Raw genomic sequence first — 22,159 nt, 5'->3', positions numbered from 1 at the left:
TTTCTTCGGAAGAGATCTGCGGCCAAGAGACCAGAGGAGCACTTACTCTCTCAAATTCCGACCTGCCTGAGACGCTCCTCACTTCAATCACCTCGAAAAACCTCGACCTCACGTCGCACGTACTCTAGGCTTCCTGACATGGGCAGCCGCTCTTACATTCCTTGGGCAAGCCTCTTGGGGGTTCTTTTTCTGATGGTACTGGGGGTTCCTTCAGTAAAGGGGAGGGACCCCTATGATGCCACCACCCCTGAAGAACTGGCGGGTACCTGGACGGCCAAGGTCGGTGAGACGGAACATTTCATCACCTTCGCAGCGGATGGCACCTTCCGTGGAAAAAGCTACCACCGCAGCGTGCTGGCGGATGAGTACACCGGCACCTGGAAGCTCGAGCGGACTTCGGCCTGGAAGAAGGACTGGGATGGTTTCGTCCCGCACAAGCTCTCTTATGTGTATCTCACTTCCAAGGTCATTCCTGCCGGGACCAAGGACGAAGATGTCATCTTTGACCGTGGCCTCGATAAAGACACCCAGTCGCGTGTGCTGCGATACATGACCAAGTCAGGGGTGAAACGCTTCTACACGAAGGTGGGCAAATAGCAGCTCCCCATCGGCCCACCACGCTGAGCCTGAGAGCGGCTGCCGGCCTGCTGGGGGATGAATCAAACCCGCTTGTGAAATTTTTCACAAATTCGCCTTGCCGCTCCCGTGGAGTGCAGCATTCTTCACCTCCAACCCAGGCAACTGGCACCACTGCATTTCTTTCTTTCATTCATGCTGCAAGTCCCCGCAGAGCTCGAAGCGAAGATGGATGAGGTAATCACGCATTACCCCGTCTCGAAGCGCAGTGCCGTCCTGCCACTGCTCCACCTCATCCAGCACCACTTCCGCTACATCAGCGAGGAGGCGGTCACCTGGGTCGCGGCGAAGCTGGAGCTGGAGCCCATCAAGGTGCTGGAAGTGGTGACCTTCTACCCCGGCTTCCGCCAGACGGCGCCCGGCAAGTTCCACATCCGCGTGTGCCGCACGCTCTCGTGCGCCATGGCGGGCAGCTATGAGCTGATGGAGTCCCTCTGCAAGGTGGCGAATATCGACCGCTCCCACGCGGATCACCATCATCCCATCTCGGTCAGCCCGGATGGCAAGTACAGTATCGAGTTCGCCGAGTGCCTTGCAAGCTGCGGCTTCGGCCCCGTGTGCATGGTGGAGGATGATTTTCATGAAGCCATCCAGCCGGACAAGGCTCAGGACCTGTTGAAGCAGTACCAGTAAGGAGAAATGCAGAGCGCCGCGCCGGGTGCTCCTTTATCTCCAGCGAAAAACTCCTTGTCAGCCCCCTTGGGTGACGGCACGTTGCGGTTTCTGCTATTGCGCAGGATTTTGCTCATCGACTGCATGTCTTCCCCGTTCCGTCCCACTCTTCACTCCTCCGAACTTTCTTCTCCTGCCGGAGCCCACTTTGGCCCCGAGCAAGCCACCCGGCAACCGCATCGCGGAGGTGGCGGGAGAGGCCGCGGTGGTTCCGGTGGTCGTGGTCGTGGCGGCCCCATGGGTGGTGGCCGGTTTGGCCGGCCCGGTCCCGAGGAACCCACGAACCCTGAAGACGCCGTGGAGGTGGAAGGCACCGTGGCCGCCGTGCTCGCGGGCACCATGTTCCGCGTGAAGCTGCGCAACGGCCACATGGTCCTGGCTCACATTTCCGGCAAAATGCGCAAGCGGTTCATCCGTCTTGTGATCGGAGACGAGGTGAAGCTCGAAATGTCCCCCTACGATCCAGACAAGGCGCGTATCGTTTACCGTCTGTGACCGCGGACAGTTCTCGCGGTTGAGGTAAAATCATCTGCCCACCGCGAAGATTCCTGGCAGCAGCTTCACCCCACTCTTGCCAAGCGCCGCGATGTCTGACTATCACCTCACCATCGCGGACAAGCAGAGCGGTCCGCACAGCCAGTTCTACATCATTCAGGGCATTCGCGAGGGTCGCCTTCATGGCTCTGAGCTCATCTGGCGCCTGGGTCTGGAAGGTTGGCAGCCACTTCGTGAGCTGGAGGACTTCTCCAGCTACTGGCCGCTCACACCGGAAGCCCAGGCAAAGGCCGACGCAGCGAAAGAGCTTGCCCGGGCCCGCACGGAGCTGGACCAGCCCCAGCCGTGGCTGCGCTTCTGGGCACGCATGCTGGACCTGACGTGGTTCTTCTGCGCCTTCACCTTATTTCTGGGGTTCACCCTGCCCGAGTCCGCGGTGCAGTGGCTCGGCCGCCTGGATCGCCCTCCCATCCCGCTGGAGCCGTTCGTGTTGCTGCTCTACATCCCGCTGGAGGCGTGGATGCTCTCCCGCTACGGCACCACGCCGGGGAAATCGCTCTTGCGTATCCAGGTGCGGACGCTTCCCGGCAGCCTGCCCACCTTCCGGCAGGCGATGCTCCGGGGCTGGCTGGTGTACCTGAAGGGGCTGGCGCTGGGCCTGCCGTTCATCTCGATGTTCATGATGCTCTGGTGGAAGTATCGCCTCGTGCAGAACCGCGTCACTCCGTGGGATGAGTCTTCCGAGATGCGCGTGGAACATGGGGAGCCCGAGCCGTGGCGCTACGTCCTTCTCACCGGCATCGTCCTGGGGGTCGCCATGACCTTTCTCGCTGTGATGGTGCAAAAGTGGCCTGAGTTCGAGGCGGCCCGGCGCAACTACTTGTCCAAGTAAGCGGCCTGTGCTTCATGAGGTGAAAGCAACCCCATGGCAGGCAGCATCGTCTACTTCGACCTCGAAACCCAGCGTACCGCAAATGACGTGGGCGGCTGGTCGAACAAGCACCAGATGGGCATGTCCATCGGCGTGACCTACAACACTGGTCAGGGCGCGTACAACATCTACAGCGAACAGACCGTGAACCAGCTCATCGCCGAGCTGCGCTCCGCCAGTCTCGTGATTGGGTTCAATCATGTGAGCTTCGACTACGGCGTGCTCGGCGGTTACTACGCCTTCGACCTCGCGATGGAACTGCGCAGCCTGGACCTCATGGTGGATCTGGAAAAGGAGCTCGGCCACCGCCCCAAGCTGGAGGACGTCGCCGTGGCCACCCTCGGCGTCGGCAAGACCGCCGAAGGCCTCCAGGCCATCCGCTGGTGGCAGCAGGGCAAGCTGGCAGAGATCGCCGAGTACTGCGCCTACGACGTGAAAGTCACCAAGTGCGTGCACGAATACGGCGCCCAGCACGGCCATGTGAAATACAAGGACCGCAACGGCCGGGAACAGCAGCTCGCGGTGAACTGGACGCTGTAAGCAGGGTTGATGCGCCCTATTTCCTTCGGCGTCCCTGTGTCATTTCGATCACCTGTATCAACTCGTCCCAAGGAGGGCGACTGACAGGGTTCCCGCGTTGGCGAACTTCGCCAGAACTGGCGTCAACTCGGATGTCCTTTCCAGTCGCGCCAGATGGGCCTACGAAGGTTTCCGCGATCCACTCGCCCCGCCTGCGAAAGACGGGGTCCGAGCCACCGCATAGCCCCTCATACTTGATGAAGTAGGCGGTGGAAAGCAGGTCCGCCTCACCAGCGGAAATGCCGTCAGAGGCGTCCACCGCTTTCAACTGGGGTGCCCAAGGCTTGTCATAGTCAAAACGCATTACTTTGCTCCGCTCTGGCGGAGGCGTTGTGCATCCCGACGTGAGGGTCAGAATTACCAAGAGCAGGAAGGTCGAGAGCCAAGGGTTCATGGTAGAGTCTTATCGGGTGGCAATCCAGGGCTGGAGAGTAGGGAGTTCGTTTCATCGTGTCACGAACAAGGGTCGGAAATCGACTCAACCCGCAGACAAAACTTCGTGACATTCCCCTCGCGGCACGGTTGGATCGAAAAGAATTTAGCCCTGCGCAACCGAAGCCTCTCCGGCGGGTTGCTGCTCGTACTCAATCTGATCGTTCTCGATTTCGTTTTCACCTCAATTTCCCTCACTTATGGCCCAGGCAATCATGGATCCCGAGGAAGTGCGGCGCTTCGCCAAGGAGCTCAAGCGCTTCAATGATGACGTGACGGTGAAAGCCGGCGCGCTTCAGGCCCGCTTCAACGCGCTGGCGAGCACTTGGCAGGACCAGGAACAAGAGAAGTTCGCGGAGGAGTTCATCTCCACCATGAAGGCGCTGAAGAAGTTCACGGAGATCGCCGAGAAGCACACACCCTTCCTCCTGCGCAAGGCCCAGCGCATCGAGCAGTATCTGGACCAGCGATGACACACGGAGTGGTGTAGACTCGTCGGTGAGCAGTATCTCCCCCTCAACGGCGACGGCTCCTTCATTCGTCCTTCTGATTCCGTCATTTCTTCCCAGGCACAGGCATGGCAGACCAGGCAAAAGTCACTTCGCTGGATGCGCTCGATTCGATGCGGGCGGCATCCATCATTTTCATGACGAAGGCTCGCACCGCGGTGGACCAGGGTTCTGATGAAGTCCGCCGCGCCCGCTACTGGCTGGAGCATGATCGCCGCCCTCACTGGGAGAATGAGCTGAAGCGCCGCACCCGGAATCTGGAGCGCGCCGAGCAGGAGCTGCTTTCTGCACGCTACTCGGAGTTCAATGAAACCCAGACCATGCAGCGCTCCGCAGTGCGCAAGGCGAAGGAAGCGGTGGCGGAGGCCGAGGACAAGCTGCGGCGCATCAAAGGCTGGCTCCGGAATTTTGACACTTCCTTTGACCCTCTGGTGAGGAAGCTGGACATGCTCCGCCAGTATCTGGACAATGACGTTCCCAGGGCGATTGCCTACATTGTGCAGATCCAGCGCACGCTGGAAGCCTACGCGGAAGTGAGCCCGCTCTTTGCCTCGGCACCACCGTCTGCGGAGACGCCCCTGCCTGAAACCCCTGACGAAAAGTCCCCGACCGCATGAGCACCAAAGCCGCCGCCTCGAACCTTGGGCAGGTGCTCAAGGATTACATCGTTCAATGGCAGGATACCCGCAATTACTGGCGGGATGCCAAGAGTGCCGAATTCGAACATAAGTACCTGGAAAAACTTCCCGGATATGTCCAGATCACCCGGAATGTGATGGAGGAGATGGACACTTTGCTTTCCAAACTGAAGCGCGATTGTGAATAAGACGACGATGACAGATATGCGAACCAGCCGGGGCATGCAGCTCCTGGAGACCTTGGAGAAGACCGTCGCGGAGTTCGCGAAGCGGGAGGATGAGCTTACAAAGGATCTGCGTGCCCGCCAGCAGGCCGTGGAGAGGCGGCTGCATGAGGCCTCCGGCCACACGGAGTCGCAGCTCGCCGCCCAGGTCGGGGAAACAGAGGCCGCCCTGCAGGCCCAGCAGGAGCGCATCGAAGCGAAATACGCCAGCCGCCGCGCCCGCGTCGAGCGCACGCAAAAGAACCGGGTGCGCAACCTTCCCCGTCGTGCGCGCCAGACACGCGACCGCTGGATGAGCGAGCTGCAGATGCAGCGTTTCCACCTGGAGCGGCAGTTGTCCTCCGAGCTCAATGCCCTGGAACACGGCATGGGAAATCCCGCGCAAAACGTCCCGGCCTTTACGGAGCGCCAGGACCAGGCGCGTCGACAGGCCGCCACGCTCTTCGGCGGGTACGGCGGATTCCTCCGCAGACTGCGACGCAAGTCACCGCGTGCGGGAGAGCCCGTGCCGCAGGACCCGGACGTGATTCATCAGATGCTGGTGGATGCCGGTGGGCATCTCGATGTGGCGGAGCAGGAACTGCCCGCCTTCCAGGCGCTGGGTTTGCCGAAGCTCTTCGCTACGGTGCCGTTGTGGATGATTTTTATTGTGTCGTTGATCATTGGCGCGGCCATTATCTACGTGCCGGGCGCGTCTCAGACGTCGATCACCATCGCAGCCATCGCGGCTGCCGCGATCTTCCTGGTGTTCTGGATCCTGCATCTCATGGGCGGAAGCCAGGGTGGCACCAGCGCCAAGCGCATCGCGGGCTCCCTCGTGGAGGCGCGGCGTTTGCTGGATCACGTGGCGGCAGGCTCGGACAAGCTGCGCGAGGATCTGAGGAAGCGCTACCAGGGTGCCATCGATGAGGCAAATGCCCACATCCAGGAGCAGAGCCAGCACGCGGACTCCGTGCAGAAGGATTTCGAGCAGCGGGAAAAGGCCCGCATCGAGATGCAGTATCCGCGAGCGCTTGGGCGCATCGATGCGGTGCGCGCCGCAAGGGTTGGGGCTATCTCCTCGCAGCGGCCCTCGCAGGTGCAGGCATTCCACGCACAGGCGGAGTCGCAGATGGCACAGGCTCGTGAACGCCATGCCACAGAATCCTCCGCCTACACCACCCATGAGCAGACCACGTGGGAGACGCTGCAATCCGATTGGGAGGCGCGCATCACGCCGCTGCATCAGGAGATTGTGCGGATGAACGAAACGGCGGATGCCGAGTTCCCCGCGTGGTCGCAGGTCACGGCGGACACATGGCAGCCTCCGCGGAACTTCACATCCTTCTCCCGCTTCGGCAGTCTGGAGGTGGATCTCGCCAAGCGCGTTTCCATTCCCAAGGACCCGCGTCTCGCGCTTCCCGCAGGCACGAAGTACACGCTGCCCCTCTCGCTCTCCATGCCGGATGAGGCCTCCGTGCTCTTCGAAGGTGGTATCTCCGGTGAGCCTGAAGTGGTGGGCACGCTGAACAACATCATCCTGCGCCTGCTTGCGAAGACACCTCCGGGGAAGGTGGCCTTCACGATCATCGATCCCGTGGGCCTTGGACAAAACTTTGCGGGCCTCATGCACCTCTCGGATTATGAAGAGGGCATCATCAACCGCCGTATCTGGACCCAGCGCGACCAGATTGAAGAGCGTCTCGCGGAACTGGGTGAGCACATTGAGAAGGTGATCCAGATGTACCTGCGCAACGAGTACGCAACCATCACGGAGTACAACGAGCAGGCAGGCAGCGTCGCGGAGAAGTACCACTTCCTCATTGTGGCGGACTTCCCCTCGAACTTCAGCGAAATCGCCGCGCGCAGGCTGCAGAGCATCGCCACCAGCGGACCACGCTGCGGGGTGTACACGCTCATCCACTGGGACCAGCGCCAGCCACTGCCAGATGGATTCTCGCCGGATGAATTGCAGCAGAGCAGCATCCGCCTGATCAAGCAGAAGGACCGCTTCACGCTTGGCTATCCGCAGGCGAAGACGGCCACCACGCTCACGCTGGATGCGCCACCTCCGGCGGAAGAGGCCGCTGCCTTGGCGCATCGCATCGGCAAGGCCAGCATCGACTCCAACCGTGTGGAGGTGCCCTTCGAGCAGATCACGCCCGCTCCCGATGAATTCTGGACGGGCGATACCACGAACGAGCTGCGCATCGCCATCGGCCGCACCGGAGCCACGAAGCTGCAGTACCTCTCCATCGGCAAGGGCACGCGTCAGCATGCGCTCTTCGCGGGTAAGACGGGTTCCGGTAAGTCCACCCTCTTCCACATCATCATCACGAACCTCGCACTCACGTGCAGTCCGGACCAGGTGGAGTTCTACCTCATTGACTTCAAGAAGGGGGTCGAGTTCAAGTGTTACGCGGAGAACAAGCTGCCGCACGCCCGCGTGGTCGCCATTGAGAGCGATCGCGAGTTCGGCCTCAGCGTGCTCCAGCGTGTGGATGATGAACTGAAACGCCGCGGCGACATCTTCCGCAAGCTGGGTGTGCAGGATGTGGCTGGCTACAAGCGCTCCGGCGCCACCGAGCCCATGCCGCGCTCCCTGCTCATCATCGATGAGTTCCAGGAGTTCTTCGTCGATGACGATACGATTGCGCAGACCGCATCACTCCTCTTCGACCGCATCGTACGTCAGGGTCGTGCCTTCGGCATTCACGTGCTGCTCGGTTCACAGACACTGGGTGGCTCCTACTCGCTCGCCCGCGCCACGCTGGGCCAGATGGTTATTCGTGTCGCGCTGCAGTGCAACGAAGCGGACGCCTACCTCATCATGGATGAGAACAACGCCGCGCCGCGCCTGCTTTCCCGTCCCGGTGAAGGTATCTACAACGACGCTGCCGGTGCCATCGAAGGAAACAGCCCCTTCCAGGTGTGCTGGCTCTCCGATGAAGAGCGTGACCAGTGGCTGGTGAAGGTCCATGAGATGGCCGTGGCGAAGAACGACGAACATCCCGCTCCGGTGGTGTTCGAAGGCAATGCGCCTGCCGACGTGCGCGAGAATGAACGCTTGCGTCATTACCTGCTCAAGCCGCCGGGCGCTGCTCCTGTGGCTGCGCGATGCTGGCTCGGCGCGCCGAACTCCATCAAGGGTCCCACCGAGGCGGTGTTCCATCGCCAGAGTGGCAACCACCTGCTGGTGGTCGGCCAGCGCGACGAAGCTGCCGTGACCATGCTCGGCATGTCCATGCTGTCGCTCGCCGCGCAGCATCCACCCGGCACGCTGAAGATTGTTCTTTTCCACAGCGCGAATCCCGGCTCGCAGGATGCGGAGTTTTTTGATCGCGTGGCCGGCATGATTCCACATGAAGTCACCATGGCCCGTGGCCAGGATATCGGCGGAGCGATGGAGACGCTTGCTGAGGAATTGAAGACCCGCGCTGCGAGTGCCGAGCATGGCGCGGATGCGCCGCGTACTTTCTTGATCGTGCACGGACTGCATAAGTTCAAGAAGCTGCGCCAGGAGGATGACTTCTCCTTCTCCATGGATGACTCTCCGGCTTCCAGCCCGAGCGCCATCTTCAACAACCTCATCACCGAAGGCAGCGGCGCAGGTATCCACATCATCACGACCGTGGACACCTACAACAACTTGAACCGCTCCATCAGCCGCAAGGCCCTGGGTGAATTCGAGATGCGTGTCGTCTTCCAGATGAGCGCCAACGACTCCGCCAGCCTCATCGACTCACCGAAGGCCGGCAACCTTGGTCTCCATCGCGCCCTCTACTACAACGAGCAGGAAGGCACCCTGGAAACCTTCCGTCCCTACGCCTCACCGGATGCCACCTGGCTGCAACAAGCCTCGGAGCATCTCGTGGCGAGATCGGAGTTGTCGACGTTGTTGCCGAGTCCGTGAGGTAATGAAGTTTCGGACCGCTAATCGGCGCTAACGAACGCTAATAGATACAGTTGATAGGAGCTGATGGCCTGCGGGCGTCAGCTCCTGATTTTTTGTGTTCTTTGCGTTCTTTTGCGGCCAATCCCAATCGTGCTGCGTCGCCCCTGGCGATCTCCATTGGCGAACATTAGCGCCTATTAGCGGTCCGCTTGTGCTACCATGCCACCGTATGAAGCTCGCGGACCTCACCACGCATCTAAACGACCTGCTGCAAATCAGCACCGTGCCGGACTATCCGCAGGCACTCAATGGACTTCAGCTTCAAAACGCGAAGGGTGAAGTGACCAAGATCGCCGCAGCAGTCGATGCGCATCTACCGGTGGTGAAGGCAGCCATCGCGCAAGGCTGTGACCTCCTGCTCGTGCATCACGGCATCTTCTGGAGTGGACTTCAGCCCATCACGGGAGCCACGTTTGAGAAAATCAAACTGGCGATGGAGAACAACCTCGCCATCTACAGCGCGCACCTACCGCTGGATGGTCACCTCGAACTGGGAAACTCCATGCTGCTGGGTCGCGCCATTGAGCCGGATGCCGCGTGGGAGCCCTTCTTTCCCTACAAGGGATTCAACATCGGCGTGCGCGCCACCGTGGAGATTCCGCGCACCGAGCTTGTGCAACGCTTTGAAAAGGCCATCGAAGGCAAGTCCCATATCTGCGCCGCTGGCCCGGAGATGGTGCGACAGATTGGCATCGTCACCGGTGGCGCTGGGGACTCCGTGGCTGCGATGAAAGCCCAGGGCATCGATACCTTCCTCACCGGCGAAGGCCCGCATTGGAGCTACACGTTGGCGGAGGAACTCGGTGTGAATCTCCTCTACGGCGGTCACTATGCTACGGAGACGTTTGGTGTGGCTGCGTTGGCGGAGCGCCTCAATAACACCTTCGGTTTGCCATGGGAGTTCATTGATCATCCCACGGGGTTGTAGCATCGCGCATCCATAGTGGCCGACTTTCTCCGAAAGTCGCTGCGCTTTAAAATCACCCAAGTCGCCACTATCACCCGCTTCGACTTTCGGAGAAAGTCGGCCACGATCTCAATCCACCCACACAAACGCATTCGAGTTCAGCACGGCGAGGCAGTAGTCTGCCAGTGCCTGCTGCAGCGTTTCCGTATGCGCCGTGTGCTTCTGCAAGAATGCCGCACCCACCATCAACTCCTCCTTCGTTGGCTCGCGTGACAGCAACACCCGGCTCGTCACCTTCGCCAGCATCTCCGGCGCACTGTCACCGCCACTGGCACTCATCACCTTCTGCGCCAGTTCTTCCGCCGTCTCCTGACTCACCTCCGAATTGAACAACAACAACGCCTGCGGCGCCGTGGTCGATTCACCGCGACGTGCACAACTCAGCAGCGCATCCGGCCGGTCGAACAGATCAAACAGCGGATAGCGTAGATTCCTTCGCGAGAAGGCGTACACGCTGCGCCGCGCATGCTCTGAGGCATCCTTCGTCACGTCTTCGCGCTGCTTCTTCAGCAGGTTGTTGCTCACCTCTGCCGGCAACGGGAGGCGCACACTCGGTCCACCCGCCTTGGGATTGAGATGGCCTGAAGTGAAAAGAATCGCATCGCGAATCGCCTCACCCGTAAGCCGCTTCCTTGGCATGCGAGAGTAGAGCTTGTTCTCCGGGTCCTTTGCAAGAGCCGCCTCCCAAACATCACCCTTGCCCACGCTCTGCTGGCGATAGGTGGCGGAGAGCACGATCATGCGGTGCATCTTTTTCAAGCTCCAACCCTGCCGTGGCAGTTCTGCGGCCAGCCAGTCGAGCAGCTCCGGATGCGTGGGCTTGTCCCCCTGCTTGCCGAAGTCACTGGAGGTCGCGGCAAGCCCACGGCCAAAGTGCTGCTGCCACAGGCGGTTCGCTGACACGCGGAGGAAGAGCGCATTGTCCTTAGTTACCAGCCAATCGGCCAATGCCGCACGACTCTCATCGGCGACATCGCCTCGTGGGTTTGCTATGCGCGGGTACGCAGGCCGCACCTCGGGCCCTTCGCGTTTCACATCCCCGCGCACAAAGGCATGGCTCACGGGACGCGTTCCTTCGGCATCACGCATCTCCGGACCAAGCTGACGATCACGTGCAATGGGCGGCAGCGAATCGAAGAAGGCACGCAGCCGATAGAAGTCCGCCTGGCTCACCGCATCATAGGGATGGTCGTGGCACTGCGCGCAGCCCATCGTCAGCCCGAGGAACACGGAGCCGACCGTGGAGGTCATGTCATTCAGCACAAAATGCCGGCGCTCATCCTGGTTGTTGATGTCCGGCATGTCCGGTCCAGAAAGCAGGAACCCAGTCGCGGCGGCTTCACCGCCTTTGATCTTGTCACCCGCGATCTGATTGCGCACAAAGGCATCAAACGGCATGTCGCGATTCAGCGCGGAGATGACCCAGTCGCGATACTTCCACGCATGCTTGCGCTCGATGTCATGCTCAAAGCCATCTGTCTCGGCAAAGCGCGCCAAGTCCAGCCACGGCTGCGCCGCCGCTTCGCCATACTGCGGAGATGCCAGTAGCTTGTCCACATATGCTGCATAGGCGTCATCGCTGGGATTCGCTACGAACACCGCCACATCCGCTTCTGCAGGTGGCAGGCCGATGAGGTCAAAGGTTACGCGTCTTAGCAATGTGGCCGGATCGGCCTGCGGCAGCAGCGTGAGTCCCACTCCCTCCAAGGAAGACTCAATGAACCGATCCACTTCATTTCGTATCACACCCTGATGTGCCACCTGCGGCAGTGCAGGCGAGCCCAGCGGCACAAAGGCCCAGTGCTGCCGCTCCTTCTCCGTGATGGGAGGCTCGTCCTTCACCGGGTCAGTCGAGGCGCGGATGGCTTTGGCGAACAGTGACGGTGCCACATGCAGCGACACAAGAGCACAGGGTAACAATGCTGCCCTTGCGACTCTTGTGAATTGGGTCCGGCGATTCATGAGTGGCCGTCGTAGCTCGCGAGAAACGCGAGAGTCGCCGCGATGTTCAGAGAAAAGTATACGGTCACCAAAACCGTGGTCGTGGTGCGGCATGCGGCCAGAAGGAGGAGCGCGACAGTGCAGACACCAGCGACAAGGGGAGTTCCGAGAACAGCGGCCATCACCTGTGATCGTTCAAAGAGAAAGCCAGGAAGCAGCCACGGTGCATGAAGCGCTGGTTCCCAGGAATAACCTGCCATCACCAGGCAACTCAAGATAAGCACTGGTGCAGCACTGTAGAGCAACCGCTGGGTGTATGTCGTGGAAGCCATGACGTGGTTCAAGCAAGAATGGACTTCACCACATTCCCCGCCACATCCGTGAGGCGTTCATCACGTCCGTTGTGGCGGAAGGTGAGGTGCTCGTGATCGATGCCCAGCAAGTGCAGGATGGTGGCGTGCAGGTCGTGCACATGCACCTTGTCGCGCTCTGCACGCAGGCCGAAATCATCGGTGGCGCCATGCACGTGGCCGCCTTTCACCCCGGCCCCGGCGAAGACGGTGGTGTAGCCGTAGGGATTGTGGTCGCGGCCCTTGCCCTTTTCGCTCATGGGCATGCGGCCGAATTCGCCACCCCAGATCACCAGCGTATCTTCCAGCAGACCTCGCTGCTTCAGGTCGCGGATGAGCCCTGCGACGGGCTTGTCGGTCTTCGCGCAGTGGGTGGTGTGATTGTCCAGCACATCCTCATGTGCGTCCCAGCCATTGGTATCGCCGGAGTAAAGTTGCACAAAGCGCACGCCCCTCTCCACCAGTCGACGCGCCAGCAGGCAACGCGTGCCGAAGTCCCGCGTCACAGGATCATCCAGGCCGTAGAGGTTCTTCGTCGCCTCGCTCTCGCTGGAAATGTCCACCGCTTCCGGCGCCGCGCTCTGCATGCGCCAGGCGAGCTCGTAAGATTCCAGTCGAGCCGCGAGCTGCGTGTCGTGATCGCGTTCGTCAAGGTGCAATTGATTCAGCTCATGCAGCACGTCCAGCGTGCTGCGTTGGCGCTGGGCAGACATCCCTTCGGGTCGCTGCAGATGCAGGATGGGATTCGGCCCGGGTCGTACCGGTGTGCCCTGGTAGGTCGCAGGCAGGAAGCCACTGCCCCAGGCTGGCGCGCCGCCTTTCAGGCCACCTCCAGGGTCCGGCATCACCACGAAGGAGGGCATGTCCGCATTCTCAGAGCCAAGGCCGTAGGACACCCAGCTTCCCATGCTGGGCTTGCCCATGAGAATGCTGCCCGTGTTCATCTGGTACACGGACTGCGGGTGATTCACGCTGTCGCCATGGCAGCTCCGGATGACGCACAGCTCATCCGCCACGCCGGCCATGTGCGGGAGGAAATCGCTCATCTCAATCCCGCTCCGGCCACGCGGCGCGAAGGGCTTCACCGGACCCAGCAGGGGATTCTGCGCGACCTTGCGACGCGTTTCAAACGTGCCCACACTCTCGGGCAGCGGCTTGCCCGCCCACTTGATGAGTTCCGGCTTGGGGTCAAAGAGATCCACATGGCTCGGCCCGCCGTGCATGAAGAGCCAGATGACCCGCTTCGCTTTCGCAGGGAAATGGGTGCGCTGCGCAGCGAGAGGATTCCCTGAACCCGCCATCGGGCCGGAGCCCAGCAGGCCATCCTGCTGCAGCAGATGCGCCAGCGCAATGCCGCCCATGCCGCCAAGGAAACGTCGGCGGTCCGTGGGCAGGTGGGAGGGGCAAGAGCAGGTGGCCATGGCTCAGTCAGGCGTAGGTGACAGGGACGATCCCGGCAGGGGATTTCTTGCAGACGCGAGAATATCGGGAACCGAAACCCGGGGCGAGGAAAAAGGGGAGTCGGCGAAGATTCGCCTTCCGCTCGTGCAGAATACAGGCAATGATGGCGAAAACAGCCGATCGTCCTTCAAAGCCGTCACCCCGTCCTCATGCGAATCCATCTCGTCCTCAAGTGGGACCAGACACGATTTAACTCAGGAACATGACTGAAGCGCCGCCTGCCGCGGAATCCAAGCCCCCACGCAAGTCCCGGTTTTGGCGATGGCTGAAGCGCGGGCTTCTGGTGCTTTTCGGGTTGCTTACCCTGGCCGTCATTTTTCACCGGCAGCTTCTGCAATGGGGGCTGAACTGGGGGGCGACGTACTTCGCGCAGCGTCAGGGCTTCACGCTGGAGTGGGAGTTGGAGGGCTCGATGCTCTCCGACCTGAAGGTGCGAGCCCTGAAGGTGCGTGGGCCGGAGAACTCTACCGTGGTAAACATCGACATGAAGGATGCTCTCCTGCGGTACAACCTGTGGAAACTGTGGCGGGAAGGTCCGGGCAGCTTCCTGGAGGAGATTCGCCTCTCGGGCGCCACGATTGAGGCGGATATCCGCACTCGCATCGATACCCCGGTGCCACCACCGAGAGTGAAGCGGAACAAGCCCCCGCCCGACATCTGGGTGAACCGCATCAACCTTCAAAACGTCAATGCCGTGATCCGCACGGATGAGGGCGATATCGTCCTGAAGGGGCTGAACCTGCTCATCGATGAAGACGAGCCCGGTGCGCTGCGCATCCAGGAGTTTGTGCTGCCTTCGGCCAATCTTCATGTGCAGGACGTGGAAGGCCGCACCGCGGTGAAGGACCGGAGGCTCAGCATCGCGGATCTGCGCATCGACCCGAATGTCACCGTACCACTGCTCTATGTGGACGTGAAGGACCTGCACCAGGGCGCGATGGAGTACCAACTCGACGTGCAATCCGGCAAGGGCACATTCTCATCCAAGGGCCGTGTGGAAGGTGTCGGCACCGAGCCTGCGGTGAACTCCACCGTGCGCATCACGAACATGGCGCACACGGAAGTGCAGCGGTGGACGAAGCTGCCCGAAGGCTTCGCCACCACGGTGACGCTGGCGGACATCAAGGTGAAGGGAAGACCCCAATGGCCACGGCAACTCGATGCCGAAGTGGTGCTGCAAGTCAGCGGCGTGCGTGTGGCAGGTTATGCGTGTGATACCGCAGAACTTCTGGGCACCATCAAGGACGGCACGCTCAATGTGGGTTCGTTCAAGATCGCCTCCGGACCCAATCTTCTCGAAAGCCGTGGGACGGTGCAGCTTCCGGAATCATGGAAGCAGTTCAGCAAGGCAGACATGCAGGTGCAGTGGTCCATCGCGGCGCCGGATCTCTCGACCGTGAAGCAGGCCGGAATGGCGTTGCAGGGGAGCTTGAATGGAAAAGGCACGGTGGCCCTGGCAGACGGAAGAGTGCGTGAGGCGACAGCGAAACTGGACGGCGCGGGTATCAAGCTGCCGCAAGCCGACGTGCCATCGCTCAAGGTGGATATCACGTCGAATGATGCCGTGGTGCGCGTCAATGAATTCCTGGCCACGCTGGACGAGCAGGGGGACAACCGAGTGCGCGCCACGGGCGAGATGGTACTCAGTGGACGCCAGCCGACCCAGCTCCAGGTGGATGGCAGCGTGACGGACATTGCCGGGCTCTTCCGCATCCTGAAGCTCACGAACACACCGCCACCCGAGGCCGGACGCGCGGAGGTGAAGGTGACCTCTGCCTTCGATCTCATGGATCTGCGGGAGAAGAATTTCAACCGCGCCACGGCACAAGCATCCCTTCAGGTGAATGCGCTGAAGTGGCGGAATGGCGACCTGCAGGCGCTGGTGACGGAGGTGTCCCTGCGAGATGGCACTGCGACCATCACGGCAAATCTCAATCACCAAGGCACGAATACCGCCACGTTAAAGTCCACCCTGCAGCTAGCTGAACGTCAACCGGTGAAGGTGGAGTGGACGGCTCAGCTGGGCGATCTCGCCTCGCTGCTGCCACTCGCAGGCGTGCAGCTTTCACCGCCACCGCAGGCAGGCGCGGTGAACTCGAAAGGCAGCGCCACGTTTGAATTGGCTGGCCTGCGGGAGAAACAATACCAGAAGGTCGCCGCGGAAGGAGAGGTGCAATTGACCAAGCTCGCGTGGCGCGAAGGGAAGCTCGACCTATTCCAATCGCAGTTCTCTGTCGCCAACGGCCTGCTGCGAGCCAGCAGCCGCCTGGAGCATGAAGGCAAGAACACCGCGAATGTGGATGCAGACATGCAACTCACGGGCCGCCAGACTACTGCCGTGAAATGGGAGGTGAAACTCAACGACCTTACCTCGCTGGGTCCATTGATGGGCATGACACCCGCGCCCACGGCAGGCACGGTGGCCTCACAAGGGATGGCGTCGTTTGATGTGGCTGACTTGAAGGAGAAGCAATATGCGAAGCCTGCGGCAAAGGGCGAGCTGACGGTGGCGGGATTGAAGTGGCGCGGCGGTACGGTGGAGAATCTGGATCTCGCCTTCACCGTGCAACAGGGCATTGCGGATATCACCTCGGGATTGGTGCAGTTCGACAAGGACAATCACATCACCATCGAGGGCCGTATGCCGCTGAATACGGAGCAGCCCTTCAATGCGGAGGTGCATGGCAAGCTGCCGCGTCTCACCGCGCTCACGCCATGGATGGGTGCAGCGAAGACGCCGAAGATTACTGCCGGCAGCGCGGTCATTGGTTGGAAAGGAAGCGGCGTGATCGCCACGCGTGACATCACCGGTGGGGGCACCATCGCCGTGAATGCCGTGAGAATCGAAGGTCGCGCAGAGACGTATAACCTCTTCCTCAATACCAAACACGAAGGGAAACGCGCGGAGATTACCGAGCTGCGAGCCAGCGCGGGTGAGTTCCAGCTTGAAGCGCAGGCCACGGTCACGGACACCGATCTCAGCGTGCCCAAGCTCACACTATCCACGCAGCGCGTGCAGCTCCTGAATGGCACGATGCAATTACCCCTCGCGCTTGCGAAGCAGCCACGTCCCGCCGTGCCGCTCGATGACGCGCGGCCCATACATCTGCAGCTCAAGATGGAGCGGCTGAATCTGCAGCAGGTGTTCGACACCATCGGCAAGACAGCGCCGGTGGAGGGCACGGTGACGGGAGAAGTTTCGTTTGAGGGCACGCTGAAGGAACTGCAGGGAAAAGTGACGGCCTCGCTAAGCGGCGTGCGGAGCCGCGCGTTGCAGGGGAAGCTGCAGCCTGCGCAGGCGGACATTGCACTGGTGTTGGAGCGCGACCGGCTCACCCTGGATACCACCGTGAGGCAGCCACCCTTGCAACCGCTCAAGGTCGCTGGATCCATGGCCCTCGATGCGGAGATGGTGATGAGGAATCCAAAGGCGTTGATGGAGCGGTCATTTCAGGCACATGTGAGCCTGCCGACGTCGAGTCTGGATGTGGTTCCGCGTTTCGTGCCGAAGGTGCAGAGGGTGAATGGCACCATCGCACTGGAGGCAGACATCACCGGCACCCCTGCGAAGCCCACGTGGTCCGGTGCCTTGCGTACCGTGGTGAGCAGTGTTGCGCTGGACAATGTGCCCATGGACATCAAGGACGTGAAGGCGAACCTCGACTTCCGTGAGACACGCGTGGAGCTCAGTGACGTGTCGGCCTTGGTGGCAGGAGGCCGTATTCGACTCGGAGGCAATGTGGATGCAGCCAATATCAAGGACCCCATCATGGATCTGCGCTTGACGGCAGATCAGGCGCTCATCATACGGGATGATGCCATGAGCTTCCGTGCGAATGCGGATGTGTCCTGCCGAGGCACGCTCGCGAAGTCCGCCGTGACAGGACGCGTCGAACTGGTGCGCGGTCGCATCTTCAAGGAGGTGGAGTTCCTCCCGCTCTCACTGCCCAATGGGTTGCCGCCGCTGCCACCATCGGTACGCGTGGGCAGGAGCGGCCCTCCTGCGGCTCCTGCCATGTTGAAGGATTGGACGTTTGATGTGGCCATCACCACGCGTGATCCCGTGCGCTTGCTGGGGAACATCATGAACGGAGGCATGCTGGTGAATGCCCACGTGGGTGGCACCGGGGCGGCCCTGGCCGTTGAAGGCAGGGCCACGATGGATGGCGTGAGGCTCATGCTACCCTTCAGCCGGCTGACGATCACGAACGGAGCCGTGATCTTCAACAAGGAGAATCCGTTTGACCCCGCGCTGGAGGTGCGGGGTGAATCGCTCATCAACAACTACCGCGTCACGGTGTTTGCCAATGGCAGCGCGCGCGCTCCGCAGTTGCGCTTCACCTCCAGTCCGCCATTGCCGGAGAACGAAATCGCCTCGCTGCTCGCCACCGGCTCCACGGCGGGAGACGCAGGAGGCGCCGAGAGCATGGCAGCGAATCGCGCGGCGTTCCTTTTGGTGAGTCAGATGTATCGCAGGCTCTTCAACAAAGCCGCGCCGCGGCGTCGGTTCGATGATGAGCCTTCCAGGATCACCTTCTCGGTGGATCCGGTGGGAAGCACGGGACGCAGCGGCACCGGTCCCGGGGTAACGGCGCGGATTGAACTCAGCGACAAGCTGCAGGCCACCGGCTCCGTGGGAGGAGAGGGATTCCGTGGATTGCTTTATTACCTGGTGAGACTTCGATGATGATGAAGGTGGGGGATGTCACACAAAAGACGAGTGGACGCCGCCTCTCCAAGGAGCGGCGACTTCAGTCGCCGTTTGGAGAGACGAGCTGTCGAGGATTCCAGGGGGAAGGTGTGTGGCATAGGGATGGCTCGCTTCCACGGCAGCTGAAGCAGCCGCTCCTTGTTGCCTGTGGCTCCCGGTGTGCAGGCGCATTGGTGATGCCGATTCTACTGCTGATGTGCTTGTTGGGCTCCACCACCCTCCACGCCCAGCAACCCGCGGTGAGGGAGAGACGCTCTGCCAATGCACCCGTCCCCCCCGCGACGGTCTCTGTCCCGGTACAGATCGAGGGGCTCTCTGTCCGGGCGGATGGTGTATCACAAACGAATGTGAACGATGTAACATCGGTGTTGGAGGATCAGCTCCGCCTCTCCGGAGATGCCTCCATGTCTGAGCCGCTCGCTGATGACCTCGCTTTCTTCCTGCGGCAGCGGCTCCTTGATCTGGGATTTCCGGAGGTAACGGTGGCGTGGACGGTGGAGGGCGGAACTGCCGTGCTGAGGGTGGTGGAGGGCCCGCAGTACACGGTGGGCATCATCACGTTTGAGGGAAATACCTCGCAACGGGAGGAGGACCTGCGCGCGTTCCTGTTGCGCCCCACGCATGAGAAGCTCGGGCGAAGAATTGCCAACCCGCCACTGGTGGAGGGAGACATCCGGCATGGCGCGCAACTGGTGCAGCGTTACTTCCAGGCTCAAGGCTACTTGAATGCCACGGTGTCGGATCCCGAGTTCACCATGCGCTCGGAGACGAAGACGCAGGACATCCTGGTGAGGATCACCGAAGGACCGCGCTTTGACATTGGCCAGGTCTCACTAACGGGTGACTGGGAATCGCGCCGTGACGAGGTGCAGGCAGCCATCGAAGGCATGACGGGGCAGCCCTTCAGCGAAGTGAGGATTGAAGAAGTGCGCAAGCAGCTTGTGGGTATCTTCCAGCAGCGTGGCCACTTCCTGGCGGATGTCACGGCGACCGCCGATCCCTCGAAGGTTCGCGGCGGCCCAGTGCCGGTGGTGTATCAGGTTACACCTGGAAATATCTTCCGTGTGGCGGGTGTTTCCGTGGCCCCGGGATTTTCCAAGGGCGGGGAGCGCGTGGTGCGCGCCAGCTTCAAGCGCTCGGTAAACCAGGTGTATTCTCCGGCGGATCTTCAATTGATGCACAAGCAGGCCCTGAGGTCGGATGTCTTCTCGCGCCTGGATGTCACGCCGAAAAAGCTGACGGACGACACCATCACCCTGGAGCTCACCGGTGAGGAAGGTCCCACCCGCACTCGCGCGTGGTATGGGGGTTACGAAACCTTCAAGGGGGTCATTGTGGGTGGGGAACTGCGCAAGGTGAACATCTTCGACTCTGGAAACGCAGCGCAATTGAAGGTGGAGTCGAGCGGTATCGGCATCACGGGCTCGGCGCGTTTCACGGATCCAGCGGTCTTCAATTCGCCCTTCTCACTGGACCTTTCGCTATATGCCGACGGCGAAGAAATTTTTGACTACAAGAGGCAGAGCTACGGCGGCAGGATGGTGCTGGCCCGTCAGTGGACGAAGCACGTCTCCACCAATGCGTTTGCGGACTATTCGCTGAACAATTCCGAATCCGAGCTGCTGACACCGGAAGAACTCGGCCCGGATGAGTACAATCTCGGCCTCGTGGGACTCTCCGCCATCATCGATTACCGCGACAGTCCGGTCCTGCCCACGAGGGGATTTGTGTTCAATGGGAGCATTTCAGGCACACTCGCCGGGGATATTTCCTACACTCGTGCGGATCTCAGCTTTGCCTACTTCGTGCGCTTCACGGACAAATTTCGTGCCGCCCTGCTCGCGCGCACGAGCGCCATCCGGCCTGAGCAAAGCCTGGAGGAGGTGCCTATTGATTTGCGGCTCTTCAACGGTGGCGCCACCAGTGTGCGCAGCTTCCAGGAGCGGGAGATGGGTTTGAAGAGCATCAAGGGCGATACACCCATCGGCGGCACGTTGAGCCAGACCTTCAGCGTGGAGTTCTCTTATGAAGTCGCTCAGAACCTTGAGCTGGCGCTCTTTGGTGACATGGGCACGCTCACGCGTGAAGAAGAAAGCATCTTCAGGCGTCCGGAGGATGTTCGATACGCCATCGGTCTGGGTATCCGGTACAAGCTGCCCGTGGGTCCGTTGAGGATTGACTATGGTTTCAATCCTGACCGCCGTGAAGGCGAAGATATCGGGGCGTTGCACATTACGTTTGGGTATGCGTTTTAGGCGGATGATCAGCGGACCGCTAATGTGCGCTAACGGACGCTAATGAGGGAACAAAAGAACTGCCGTGGAGTGTGATTGGCATCTGCTGGTCCTGGGAACGCTGGCCTCTGGCCGGCGTATTCAGTGAAGCTTTGACGGCGGGCTACTTCCCCTCCGCCTCAGGATACAAATCCAGGGCCAGCTCCCGGAAATTCTTCACACGGTGAAACGTCGCGCAATCGGCGTCATGGTGATTCGGGCCGTTGATGTTGGAGCGTGCAATGATGGCGAGATCATCACCGTCAACCACCGGTCTCGCATACATGAATGACTGCGAGACCTTCTTCGCTTGGGCCACACAACCGGCAGGGAACCAGTTCAGGCCATCCACGCTGTATTGCAGCATGAGGAAGCGGCGATCATTGCCACCGGCGGGCACGGTGGATTCCTTGGTGTCGGTCTCCTCCTTCACGGTCTTGAACCAGTCGAAGACATCCGTGCTGTCGGCGGGATAGTTGGCGGTGGCCCAGAAGAGTTTGGAGGGCTCGTCGCGGATCACGCAGAACTTGAGCTGCCCGCCGGGCATGGCGTGGTAGTGGGTGAACTTCAGTCCGAGTGCTTGGCCTGGGCCATCATCGGTGGCATCCAACACGCCGCAGAGGTTCGTCACGGCCTGGCGCTTCAGCTTCACGACGCAGAGCACGCGCAGCTTGCCGCCGACTTCGAGGACGTTTGGCTCCAGATACTGGCTGGAGACATTTTCATCCTTCGAGAGGGTCATCATGCTCGGTACACCGGGGAAGGGGACCGGTGAGGACAGGCGCCATGAGGCAGGATCCATGGGATTGCGTGAGAGGTCGCCTGCCATGAGACGAGGTCCACGATTCTTCCCAAGGCTGAGGTCATCGGTGGCCCAGTAGATCTTGTCCTCGCGCTGCACCATGCCGGTGTGGCAGTTCCAGAAGTGCCCTTTGAAAAGCGTCACTGGCTCGGACCATGTTTTCCCGCCATCCATGCTGTTCAGCAGCACCACATCATCGTTGCGCGACTTCGTGCCGCCCTTGTTCGCGAAGAGATAGAGGATGCCCTTGTGAATGAAGGGTGCCGCGGAGTAGTAGGGCAGGCTGGAGATTTCCGTCCATGTCTTGCCACCATCTTCGCTGCGCAGCAGGTGGGTTGCGCTCTTCGTGGCGCGGCGTTCCTCGCTCCACTTCGCACGAGGTACTACGGGCACCACAGCAAGCAGGGAACCATCGTCCAACTTCGCAAGGCCCGGTCCCTCCACATAGTATTCCGGGTCCGGGTTGCGGAAAACGATGGCGTAGTCCTGTGCCAGCGGTTGTGCAGCGGAGAGCGTGAGGCTCACTGCTGACAGAACCATCATCGCAATTACGAAACGGAAGGTGCCGGGGAAGGGGAGCGGATGCAGGTGCAGCATGACGGCG

General features: G+C 61.0%; 16 protein-coding genes. 12 read left to right on the top strand and 4 right to left on the bottom strand.

Annotated features, from left to right (window positions below; all coding sequences use genetic code 11):
• Nucleotides 1-138: 138 nt before the first annotated feature.
• The 10 genes from G5S37_RS27835 (at nucleotide 139) to G5S37_RS27790 (ending at nucleotide 9,978) form a co-directional block, all read left to right on the top strand.
• Entirely contained in the window at nucleotides 139-597 is a 459-nt protein-coding gene (locus G5S37_RS27835) for a hypothetical protein (protein ID WP_206026179.1), read from the top strand.
• A gap of 174 nt (nucleotides 598-771) precedes the next feature.
• Entirely contained in the window at nucleotides 772-1,269 is a 498-nt protein-coding gene (locus tag G5S37_RS27830; protein WP_165208854.1) for an NAD(P)H-dependent oxidoreductase subunit E, read from the top strand.
• 123 nt (nucleotides 1,270-1,392) lie between these two features.
• Nucleotides 1,393-1,803, top strand: a complete 411-nt coding sequence (infA, locus tag G5S37_RS32915; RefSeq protein WP_343229889.1) for a translation initiation factor IF-1 — start codon at nucleotides 1,393-1,395, stop codon at nucleotides 1,801-1,803.
• 91 nt (nucleotides 1,804-1,894) lie between these two features.
• A complete protein-coding gene (locus G5S37_RS27820) occupies nucleotides 1,895-2,695 on the top strand; it encodes an RDD family protein (protein ID WP_165208852.1) in 801 nt (266 codons plus the stop codon).
• Between the two features lie 33 nt (nucleotides 2,696-2,728).
• Nucleotides 2,729-3,274, top strand: coding sequence for a ribonuclease H-like domain-containing protein (locus G5S37_RS27815; RefSeq protein ID WP_165208850.1), 546 nt, complete (start codon nucleotides 2,729-2,731; stop codon nucleotides 3,272-3,274).
• 671 nt (nucleotides 3,275-3,945) lie between these two features.
• Nucleotides 3,946-4,218 carry a WXG100 family type VII secretion target gene (locus G5S37_RS27810; protein WP_165208848.1) on the top strand — a complete coding sequence of 91 codons (273 nt, stop codon included), beginning with the start codon at nucleotides 3,946-3,948 and terminating at the stop codon, nucleotides 4,216-4,218.
• A gap of 104 nt (nucleotides 4,219-4,322) precedes the next feature.
• Nucleotides 4,323-4,871 (top strand): hypothetical protein, encoded by a 549-nt coding sequence (locus tag G5S37_RS27805; protein ID WP_165208846.1) that lies wholly within the window; start codon nucleotides 4,323-4,325, stop codon nucleotides 4,869-4,871.
• Nucleotides 4,868-5,080 (top strand): hypothetical protein, encoded by a 213-nt coding sequence (locus G5S37_RS27800; protein ID WP_165208844.1) that lies wholly within the window; start codon nucleotides 4,868-4,870, stop codon nucleotides 5,078-5,080. Before G5S37_RS27805 ends, G5S37_RS27800 begins: the two co-directional genes overlap by 4 nt.
• 7 nt (nucleotides 5,081-5,087) lie before the next feature.
• The gene (locus G5S37_RS27795; protein ID WP_165208842.1) at nucleotides 5,088-9,008 is read left to right on the top strand and encodes an FtsK/SpoIIIE domain-containing protein; all 3,921 of its coding nucleotides are present in this window, start codon (nucleotides 5,088-5,090) and stop codon (nucleotides 9,006-9,008) included.
• A 211-nt stretch (nucleotides 9,009-9,219) separates the two neighbouring features.
• Complete coding sequence (locus tag G5S37_RS27790; protein WP_165208840.1) at nucleotides 9,220-9,978, top strand: Nif3-like dinuclear metal center hexameric protein; 759 nt, start codon at nucleotides 9,220-9,222, stop codon at nucleotides 9,976-9,978.
• A gap of 108 nt (nucleotides 9,979-10,086) precedes the next feature.
• Here G5S37_RS27790 and G5S37_RS27785 read toward each other — a convergent pair whose 3' ends face one another.
• The 3 genes from G5S37_RS27785 to G5S37_RS27775 all read right to left on the bottom strand — a co-directional run bounded on the left by G5S37_RS27785 (nucleotide 10,087) and on the right by G5S37_RS27775 (nucleotide 13,729).
• On the bottom strand, nucleotides 10,087-11,907 hold the full coding sequence (locus G5S37_RS27785; RefSeq protein WP_206026178.1) for a DUF1549 and DUF1553 domain-containing protein: 1,821 nt from the start codon (nucleotides 11,905-11,907) through the stop codon (nucleotides 10,087-10,089).
• Nucleotides 11,908-11,975: 68 nt separating this feature from the next.
• Entirely contained in the window at nucleotides 11,976-12,290 is a 315-nt protein-coding gene (locus G5S37_RS27780; RefSeq protein WP_165208825.1) for a hypothetical protein, read from the bottom strand.
• A gap of 8 nt (nucleotides 12,291-12,298) precedes the next feature.
• A complete protein-coding gene (locus G5S37_RS27775; protein WP_165208823.1) occupies nucleotides 12,299-13,729 on the bottom strand; it encodes a DUF1501 domain-containing protein in 1,431 nt (476 codons plus the stop codon).
• A gap of 242 nt (nucleotides 13,730-13,971) precedes the next feature.
• Here G5S37_RS27775 and G5S37_RS27770 point away from each other — a divergent pair, with 242 nt between their 5' ends.
• Together G5S37_RS27770 and G5S37_RS27765 are read left to right on the top strand one after the other, a co-directional pair.
• Nucleotides 13,972-18,456, top strand: coding sequence for a translocation/assembly module TamB domain-containing protein (locus tag G5S37_RS27770; RefSeq protein ID WP_165208821.1), 4,485 nt, complete (start codon nucleotides 13,972-13,974; stop codon nucleotides 18,454-18,456).
• Nucleotides 18,457-18,656: 200 nt separating this feature from the next.
• Nucleotides 18,657-20,735 (top strand): BamA/TamA family outer membrane protein, encoded by a 2,079-nt coding sequence (locus tag G5S37_RS27765; protein WP_165208819.1) that lies wholly within the window; start codon nucleotides 18,657-18,659, stop codon nucleotides 20,733-20,735.
• Between the two features lie 142 nt (nucleotides 20,736-20,877).
• Here the strand turns inward: G5S37_RS27765 and G5S37_RS27760 are convergent, their stop codons facing one another.
• On the bottom strand, nucleotides 20,878-22,152 hold the full coding sequence (locus G5S37_RS27760; RefSeq protein ID WP_165208817.1) for a sialidase family protein: 1,275 nt from the start codon (nucleotides 22,150-22,152) through the stop codon (nucleotides 20,878-20,880).
• Between the last annotated feature and the right edge of the window lie 7 nt (nucleotides 22,153-22,159).

Source organism: Roseimicrobium sp. ORNL1 (genome assembly GCF_011044495.1).
Lineage (GTDB): Bacteria > Verrucomicrobiota > Verrucomicrobiia > Verrucomicrobiales > Verrucomicrobiaceae > Roseimicrobium.
This window is presented reverse-complemented; position numbering and strand designations above follow the sequence as displayed.